Annotated in this window: 2 protein-coding genes; both read right to left on the bottom strand. The window is 59.2% G+C overall.

Annotated features, from left to right (window positions below):
• On the bottom strand, positions 1–630 hold a 630-nt coding region (gene rpsB, locus H5U08_RS17625), incomplete at its 3' end, for a 30S ribosomal protein S2 (protein WP_297036108.1).
• Between the two features lie 409 nt (positions 631–1,039).
• The coding region (locus tag H5U08_RS17620; RefSeq protein ID WP_297036106.1) for a phosphoribosylformylglycinamidine synthase subunit PurQ at positions 1,040–1,797 on the bottom strand (758 nt) is incomplete at its 5' end.

The raw sequence follows: 1,797 nt of genomic DNA, 5'->3' as shown, positions 1-1,797 counted from the left end.
GATGGAACGCATGCTGTCATCGTTGCCGGGGATGGGGAGATCGACTTCGTCGGGATCGCAGTCGGTATCAATGAGCGCCACAGTAGTGATCCCCAGCTTTCTCGCTTCCCGCACGGCGTTCTTCTCTTTGTTGGGATCCACGATGATGAGGCACTCGGGAAGGCGATCCATCTTCCGCAAGCCGTGCAGGTTGCGATAAATTTTGCGGTATTCGCGATTGAGTGCCGACTGCATCTTCTTGGAATACGTGTTGATCGCCTCGCTGTGGACGAGGGATTCCAGCTCTTCCAGGCGGGCAAAGCGACTGCGAATGGTGGCGAAATTCGTGAGCGTTCCGCCCAGCCATCGGTCGTTGACATACGGCATGCCACAGCGCTGGGCCTGCTCCGCAATGATATCCGCTGCCTGCCGCTTGGTCCCCACGAAAAGAATCATCGAGTTTTTCGCACCGAGCTGCTGGAGATATTTGCGTGCCCGCAACAAACCACGCAGCGTTTCCCGAATGTCAATGATGTGGATGTCGTTTTTTCGGCCGAAAATATACGGCCGCATCTTGGGATTCCAGCGACTCGTGCGATGTCCGAAGTGAACTCCCGCTTCGATCAGGTCTTTGACCAAAATGTTACTCACACGTTTCTCCTACTACAGGCACAGCGGCTATGTCCCCAGAAGAGGGGCGTCCGCCGTTAGTTCAACAATTCACCCGGTCTACCAACTTTCCCACTCTGCCTTGGACCGCTCAAGGCAGAGATTTGTAGCATACCCGCTTTCACACAATGGGTCAACCAGCGGTTGGACCTGACCCGTGCCCAGCTTTTGTATGGGGGCCTATGAGAAGCCGAAGGTTCGATGGGCGGTAGGGGCAATTCATGAATTGCCCCTACCAGGAGGAGCGCCTTCCAGGCGTCCGGCAAACCCTGGAGGGACCTCCGCCTGCGAAGTCCCACCCAGGCCAGGCACCGGACCGCGAGCTTCCTTCGCAAAAAGCCGTGACGAGGAAGGCCCGGCCAACGTGGTAAACTGCAAATCAAAAGCGACTTCACTCAAAATAACTGACGGCGTTGCGAAAGATGAGCAGCCCGTGTGGGGGCTCATACCGCTCGTCCCTGGTCCACCGCGGATGGTGAGTCACGTCGATGAAACGCTCCGGATGGGGCATCAGCCCGAAGATCCGTCCCGTTGCGTCGCAGACTCCCGCCACGTTTCCCATCGAGCCATTGGGATTCCAGGGGTAGGGGACAGCCGTCCGCCACGGCTGCGACGCCCCGTCCTGGTCCGTGGACGCACCACCCGATCCCGGCATCTGGTAACACAGCGCCACGTGTCCCTGGCGCACCAACTGTTCGAGCCAATCCACGTTGCGGACGACGAATTTCCCTTCCGCATGAGCAACGGGCAACTGGAGTTCCTGGATTCCGTGGAGGAAGACGCATCGGTCGCTGACAACGCGCAGGTACACCCATCGATCCTCGTACCGCGCCGTGTCGTTCCAGGTCAGGGTGGCCACGGGTTTACCGTCGGAATCCGGCGGAACGACGATCCCGGCCTTGAGGAGCACCTGAAAGCCGTTGCAAATTCCCAGGATCAGCCGATCCCGCTCGTGAAATTCCTGGATCGCTGCCAGCAGGTGGTGCCGGATTTGAAGGGCCAGAATGCGGCCGGCGGCCACGTCGTCTCCGTAGCTGAAACCGCCGGGCACGCAAAAAATCTGAAAATCCCGAAGGAGGTCCGGCCGCTCGAGCAGCCTGGCGATGTGCAGGCGTTCCGCGATCGCTCCCGCCTGTTCAAAGGCATAAG

The sequence above is a fragment of the Thermogutta sp. genome (assembly GCF_014359955.1).
GTDB lineage: Bacteria > Planctomycetota > Planctomycetia > Pirellulales > Thermoguttaceae > Thermogutta.
This window is presented reverse-complemented; position numbering and strand designations above follow the sequence as displayed.